Origin of the sequence: uncultured Microbacterium sp. (assembly GCF_913776565.1) — a bacterium.
GTDB lineage: Bacteria > Actinomycetota > Actinomycetes > Actinomycetales > Microbacteriaceae > Microbacterium.
Genome location: NZ_CAJYPF010000074.1, coordinates 1 through 6176 on the forward strand (window position 1 = coordinate 1; position 6176 = coordinate 6176).

General features: G+C 71.7%; 6 protein-coding genes and 1 pseudogene. All 7 read right to left on the reverse strand.

What is annotated here, in order from left to right:
* Window positions 1-271 precede the first annotated feature (271 nt).
* Window positions 272-1795 carry a ribosome biogenesis GTPase Der gene (der, locus tag QZ433_RS04385; RefSeq protein ID WP_295780194.1) on the reverse strand — a complete coding sequence of 508 codons (1524 nt, stop codon included), beginning with the start codon at window positions 1793-1795 and terminating at the stop codon, window positions 272-274.
* On the reverse strand, window positions 1785-2558 hold the full coding sequence (cmk, locus tag QZ433_RS04390; RefSeq protein ID WP_295780195.1) for a (d)CMP kinase: 774 nt from the start codon (window positions 2556-2558) through the stop codon (window positions 1785-1787). The genes der and cmk overlap by 11 nt, the downstream gene beginning before the upstream one ends.
* Window positions 2551-3684, reverse strand: coding sequence for a prephenate dehydrogenase (locus tag QZ433_RS04395; protein ID WP_295780196.1), 1134 nt, complete (start codon window positions 3682-3684; stop codon window positions 2551-2553). The genes cmk and QZ433_RS04395 overlap by 8 nt, the downstream gene beginning before the upstream one ends.
* Before the next feature lie 55 nt (window positions 3685-3739).
* The gene (locus tag QZ433_RS04400) at window positions 3740-4522 is read right to left on the reverse strand and encodes a pseudouridine synthase (protein ID WP_295780197.1); all 783 of its coding nucleotides are present in this window, start codon (window positions 4520-4522) and stop codon (window positions 3740-3742) included.
* Entirely contained in the window at window positions 4519-5166 is a 648-nt protein-coding gene (gene scpB, locus QZ433_RS04405; RefSeq protein WP_295780198.1) for an SMC-Scp complex subunit ScpB, read from the reverse strand. The genes QZ433_RS04400 and scpB overlap by 4 nt, the downstream gene beginning before the upstream one ends.
* A complete protein-coding gene (locus QZ433_RS04410; protein WP_295780199.1) occupies window positions 5156-5917 on the reverse strand; it encodes a ScpA family protein in 762 nt (253 codons plus the stop codon). Before QZ433_RS04410 ends, scpB begins: the two co-directional genes overlap by 11 nt.
* Before the next feature lie 166 nt (window positions 5918-6083).
* Window positions 6084-6176 (reverse strand): annotated as a pseudogene (locus QZ433_RS04415) (ParA family protein); the annotation flags it as partial.

Below are 6176 nucleotides of genomic sequence, written 5' to 3' on the forward strand. Positions count from 1 at the left end.
GTTCGCGCGTTCGCGCGTTCGTTCGCGTCCTGCTGCGCTCGGGCGGCGCCGGCGCCGCCGGCTCGCCGAGACTGCACGTGGTTGACAAGTCGGCGACATCCTGCGGCCGAGTTGTCAGCCGGATGCCGTCTCGCGGGCTGGCGGGAGGGCGGGTGGGTGGGCGAGTCGGCGGCGCCGGCGCTGGCGCCGGCCGAGCGCCGCCGAACGCAAACGAAAACGCGCGAACGCCCCGGCCCCCGAAGACGGGGACCGGGGCGTTCGCGACGCGGGCTCAGCGCTGGCGCTTCTCGCGGATGCGCATGTTCAGCACGATCGGGGTGCCCTCGAAGCCGTAGATCTCGCGCAGGCGCCGCTGGATGAACCGGCGGTAGCCCGGGTCGAGGAACCCGGTCGTGAACAGCACGAAGGTCGGCGGACGCGTCGCGGCCTGCGTGCCGAACAGGATGCGGGGCTGCTTTCCGCCGCGCAGGGGGTGCGGGTGCTCGGCGACGAGCTCCGACAGGAACGCGTTGAACTTTCCGGTGGGGATACGGGTGTCCCACGACTCGAGTGCCGTCTCGAGCGCCGGCACGAGCTTGTCGAGGTGACGACCCGTGCGCGCCGAGATGTTGACGCGCGGAGCCCACGCGACGTGCGCGAGGTCCTGCTCGATCTCGCGCTCGAGGTAACGGCGACGATCCTGATTCTCCATGTCGTCGTCGTTGAGGCGGTCCCACTTGTTGAACGCGAGCACGAGCGCACGACCCGACTCGAGCACGAGGTCGATGATGTTGAGGTCCTGCACGCTGATCGGCTGCGAGACGTCGATCACGACCACGGCGACCTCGCTCTTCTCCAGCGCGGTCGAGGTGCGCAGCGACGCGTAGAAGTCCGCGCCCTGCGACAGGTGCACACGTCGGCGGATGCCGGCGGTGTCGACGAGCGTCCAGAGCTTGCCGCCGAGCTCGACGACCTCGTCGACGGGGTCGCGGGTGGTGCCGGCGAGCTCGTTGACGACGACGCGCTCCTCGCCGGCGGCCTTGTTCAGCAGGGACGACTTGCCGACGTTGGGGCGACCGAGGATCGCGACGCGTCGGGGGCCGCCGATCTCGTACTTGGCGACCGCCGAGACCTCGGGCAGCACCTTCATGATCTCGTCGAGCAGGTCGGCCACACCGCGGCCGTGGATCGCCGAGACCGGGTGGGGCTCGCCCAGGCCGAGGTTCCACAGGGCCGTGGCCTCGGGCTCCTGGCGCGCGTCGTCGACCTTGTTGGCGACGAGGAACACCGGCTTGTGGCTCTTGCGCAGCAAGCGGACGACGTGCTCGTCGGTCGAGGTCGCCCCCACCGTGGCATCCACGACGAACAGCACGATGTCGGCCAGGTCGATCGCGACCTCGGCCTGCGCCGCGACCGAACGGTCGATGCCCTTGGCGTCGGGCTCCCACCCGCCGGTGTCGACCAGCGAGAAGCGGCGGTCGAGCCACTCGGCCTTGTAGGTGACGCGGTCGCGCGTGACGCCGGGGGTGTCCTCGACGACCGCCTCGCGGCGGCCGAGGATGCGGTTCACGAGCGCGGACTTGCCGACGTTCGGCCGACCGACGATCGCGACCACCGGCAGCGCCGGCAGGAACTCGATCTCGCCGTCGCCCGAGGCCAGCCCCGCGAGCAGGGCCGCATCGTCCTCATCGAGGTCGAAGTCGGCCAGGCCCGCGCGCAGGGCCTCGGCCCGCTGCTCGGCCAGCACCTCGTCGAGGTTCTGCATCTTCTCGGCGAGCTGATCGGGCCCGCCTTCGTACTCGTCTTCAACGCCCATCGCGGGCTCCCATCGTGGTCTCGACGACGCGCAACACGGCGTCGACGGTCTGTGCGAAATCGAGGTGGGTCGAATCGACGACCTCGACGCCTTCGGCGGCGGTGAGGAAGTCGACGACCGTGGAATCGGCCGCGTCGCGCTGGTGCAGAGCGGCGGCGACCTTGGCGGCATCCTGGTTCGTGAGCTCTTTGCTGCGGCGCGCGGCCCGCACCTCGGGAGCCGCGGTCAGCAGGATGCGCACGGGCGCGTCGGGGAACACGACCGTGGTGATGTCACGCCCCTCGACGACGACCCCCGACAGACCCGCGGATGCCACGAGCCGGCGGAACAGGTCGTTGACGGCCTTGCGCACCGGGGCCACGCGCGCGACACCGCTGACGGCGTCGGTCACGCGGGGTTCGCGGATCGCGGCGGTCACGTCGACCCCGCCGACGCGCACCCAGCGGTCGGTGGTGTCGAGCGAGATCGCGTAGTCGAAGTCGCCGAACACCTCGAGCACCGCCGTGGCGTCCGACGTGTCGACGCCGTGGGCGAGCGCGTGCCACGCCAGGGCGCGGTACGCGGCGCCGGTGTCGAGGAAGCCGTAACCGAGTCGCTGGGCGGCGGCCCGAGAGACGCTCGACTTGCCGCTGCCGGCGGGGCCGTCGATCGCCACGACCGCGGGGACGGACGCCGCGTCCGCGGGCGCCGAGCCGTCGGCGGGAGCCGCCAGCGCCGCGCCGAACGCGGGCTTGGTCAGGGCCGGGGTGGGAAGGTCAGTCATGGGTGGTGCTCGCAATCCGCCATCCGCGCTGCTGGAGCCCGTCGACGGCCCGGCGGACCGCGTCGGGGACGACGCTGATCTCGGCGAGGCCGAACGGGGCTCCGGGCGAGTGCTCGAGGCGCAGGTCTTCGACGTTGACGTCGAGGTCTCCGAGCTCGCCGAAGAGGCGGCCCAGTTGGCCGGAGGTGTCGTCGACCATGACGACGAAAGTATCGAAACGGCGGTTCTGGCCGTGCTTGCCGGGAAGACGCTCGACGCCCTCGTTGCCGCGGCGGATGGTATCGGCGACGGCACGGCGGGCCCCCGGCACGTCGGGGTCGCGCAGCGCCTCGGCCACCTCGGCGAGGTCGGCCGAGAGCCGGTCGAGCACCGACACCACGGGGGCGGCGTTCGCGCCGAGGATCTGCACCCACAGCTCGGGAGCGGATGCCGCGATGCGCGTCGTGTCGCGCACGCCCTGACCGGCGAGGCGGAGGGAGCCGTCGGGGGCCTCGACGAAACGTCCGGCCAGCAGGCTCGCGACCAGCTGCGGCACGTGCGACATGAGGGCGACGGACTCGTCGTGCTCCTCGGGGGTCATCTCGAGCAGGGTGGCCCCGAGGTCGAGAGCGAGTCCCTCGACGAGCGACAGGTCGTGGGCCGAGGTCTCGGCATCCCGGCAGACCACCCAGGGGCGGCCCACGAAGATGTCGGCGCGGGCCGAGATGGCTCCCCCGCGCTCGCGTCCGGCCATGGGGTGCGACCCGATGTAATGACGCAGGTCGACACCGCGCGCGCGCAGGGTGCGCAGCGGCTCGAGCTTGACGCTCGCGACGTCGGTGACCACGGCATCCGGGAACGCCGCGAGCTCGCGCTCGACGACATCGGCCGTCACGTCGGGCGGAACCGCCACGACGATGAGCCCCGGGGCGTCGTCGGCGCGCTCGGCCCGACCGGCGCCGTAGTCGATGGCCAGGCGCAGCTGCGAGGGCGACGCGTCGACGAGGACGACGTCGACGCCGCGCGCGGTGAGCGCGTGGCCGATGCTCGCGCCGAGCAGACCCGACCCGACGACGCGGACCGTGCCGCTCGTGCGGGTCGCCAAAGGCCCCGCCGCGCGCGCGGACGCCTCGTTCGATTCGCTCATCGGGTCTCCTGCTGCCCTGGGCGGTGCCGCACGCACCGCGAGACGCCCGGGAGGCTCACTCCACCGGAGCGTCACCGTCTCGACGAGACAGCGTGAGCAGGGCACCACGTTCTACTGTAGTCAACTCGCGCGCCTTGCCCGCCGGGAGTGTTCCCAGGTGGAGGGGTCCGAACTGCCGACGCACCAGTTCGACGACAGGGTGACCCACCTCGGCCATCACGCGGCGCACGATGCGGTTCTTGCCCGAATGGAGGGTCAGCTCGACCAGGCTCTCGCCCTTCGACGAGTCCAGCAGACGCGCCTTGTCGGCGGCGATGCGTCCGTCTTCGAGGTCGACGCCCTTGATGAGCCGCTGGATCGTCTGCGGGAGCACCTGCCCCTCGACCTTGGCGATGTAGACCTTGGTCACCCCGAACGAGGGATGCGCCAGGACGTGCGCGAGATCGCCGTCGTTGGTGAGCACGAGCAGGCCCGAGGTGTCGGCATCCAGTCGTCCGACGTTGAACAGGCGCTCGTCCCAGTCCTTCGTGTAGCGCCGCAGGTCGGGGCGCCCGCGGTCGTCGTTCATCGAGCTGACGACGCCCGTCGGCTTGTTCAGCATGACGTAGCGCTTCGACGAATCCAGCTGGATCGCCGTTCCGTCGACGTCGACGAGGTCGGTCTCGGGGTCGATGCGCGAGCCCAGCTCCGTCACCACGACGCCGTTGACGCGCACGCGCCCCTCGACGATCATCTGCTCCGAGACGCGGCGCGAGGCCACCCCCGCGTTCGCGAGCACCTTCTGCAGGCGCACGCCCTCGTCGCCCCCGGTCGCTGAGCCTGTCGAAGCGTCGCTCATTTCAGTACCTCTCCGTCGAATCCGTCCGAGCCGTCGTCGAGCAACGGCGAGATGTGCGGCAGCTCGTCGAGCGAGTTGATGCCGAGGTGGACCAGCAGCTGGTCGGTGGTCCCGTAGTGGATGGCGCCCGTGTCGGGGTCGGTGAAGACCTCGGTGATCAGCCCGCGCGCGAGCAGCGTACGCACGACCGAGTCGACGTTGACGGCGCGGATGGATGCCACCTGCCCGCGCGTGACGGGCTGCTTGTACGCGATGACGGCCAGGGTCTCGAGCGCCGCCTGCGACAGTCGCGAGGGGGCCTGCGTGTTCACGAACTCGCCGACGACGTCGTCGTACTCCTCGCGGACGTACAGCCGCCACCCGCCGCCGACCTCGCGCAGCTCGAAGCCGCGCCGGGGTCCGCCCGCCTCGCCGTCGTAGTCGGCGACGAGGGCGGCGACGGCCTGACGCACCGCCGGCACGGGGGCGGCGACCGCGGCCGCCAGGCTCACCAGGCTCTGCGGTTCGTCGATCACGAGCAGAATCGCCTCGAGGCGACGGGCGACGGATGCCGGGTCGCTCGGGCGTGGGACGGGGGCGGTCGCGGCGGCGGTGTCCACGGTGGCGTCGCGGTCGGCGGTCGCGGTCGACGGGTCATCGGTCATAGTCGGCTCCCAGGGCGGCGAGGTTCTCTTCCGACCACCTCTCGGCGGTCCAGCGCAGGGTCAGCTCGCCCAGGGGTTCGAGCTGCTCGAACGACAGTGCGGCGTGGCGGTACAGCTCGAGGATCGACAGGAACCGCGCGACGACCACCCCCGTCTCGCTGACACCGGCGACCAGATCGCGGAAGCTCAGCGTCCCCGCCGCGCGCAGCAGGGTGACCACGATGGCGGCCTGCTCGCGGATGCTCACCAGGGGGGCGTGCAGGTGGTCGAGCCCCACGGTGGGGACGTGCTTCGGCGCAAAGGCCACCACCGCCAGCGCGGCGAAGTCGTCGGCCGACAGCGTCCACTTCAACTCAGGCACCGCGCTGCGGTACTTCTGCTCGAGCCGGACCGAGCGCGTGTGGCGGGTCCCCTCGCGCTGCAGGGAGCGGGCGAACCACGCCGACACCTCTTTGAAGGCGCGGTACTGCAGCAGCCGGGCGAACAGCAGGTCGCGGGCCTCGAGCAGCGCCACCGACTCGGCATCCACCAGCTCTCCCTGCGGCAGGAGCCCGGCGATCTTCATGTCGAGCAGGGTCGCCGCCACCACCAGGAACTCGGACGCCTCGTCGAGGTCGCCATCGGGACCCATCGCCCGCAGGTACGAGATGAATTCGTCGGTGACGCGGCTGAGGGCCACCTCGGTGACGTCGAGCTCGGCGCGCGAGATGAGGGTGAGCAGCAGGTCGAAGGGGCCGTCGAAGTCGGGCAGCGTGACGCGGAAGCCGGGAGCGTCGGGCCCGGTCCCTTCGACACGCTCAGGAACCTCGGTGTGCTCGGAGGGCTCGGGGCCGCCGACCGCGAGGTGGCTGAGCCTGTCGAAGCTACCGGGAGCCGCGGAGGGAGACGCCGCCACGGCGGCGCCGGCGAGGGTGTCGTCAGGCGACGGCGCCACGGGCGACCAGCTCCCGCGCCAGCCGCAGGTAGGCCTGTGCGGCGGCGTGCTCGGGGGCGAACTCCGTGATCGGCAT

What these genes read in the sequence shown, in the direction of transcription:
- der (WP_295780194.1), bottom strand. Translation starts at nt 1,795, where the DNA reads ATGGGCGTTGAAGACGAGTACGAAGGCGGGCCCGATCAGCTCGCCGAG.
- QZ433_RS04400 (WP_295780197.1), bottom strand. Translation starts at nt 4,522, where the DNA reads ATGAGCGACGCTTCGACAGGCTCAGCGACCGGGGGCGACGAGGGCGTG.
- scpB (WP_295780198.1), bottom strand. Translation starts at nt 5,166, where the DNA reads ATGACCGATGACCCGTCGACCGCGACCGCCGACCGCGACGCCACCGTG.
- QZ433_RS04395 (WP_295780196.1), bottom strand. Translation starts at nt 3,684, where the DNA reads ATGAGCGAATCGAACGAGGCGTCCGCGCGCGCGGCGGGGCCTTTGGCG.
- cmk (WP_295780195.1), bottom strand. Translation starts at nt 2,558, where the DNA reads ATGACTGACCTTCCCACCCCGGCCCTGACCAAGCCCGCGTTCGGCGCG.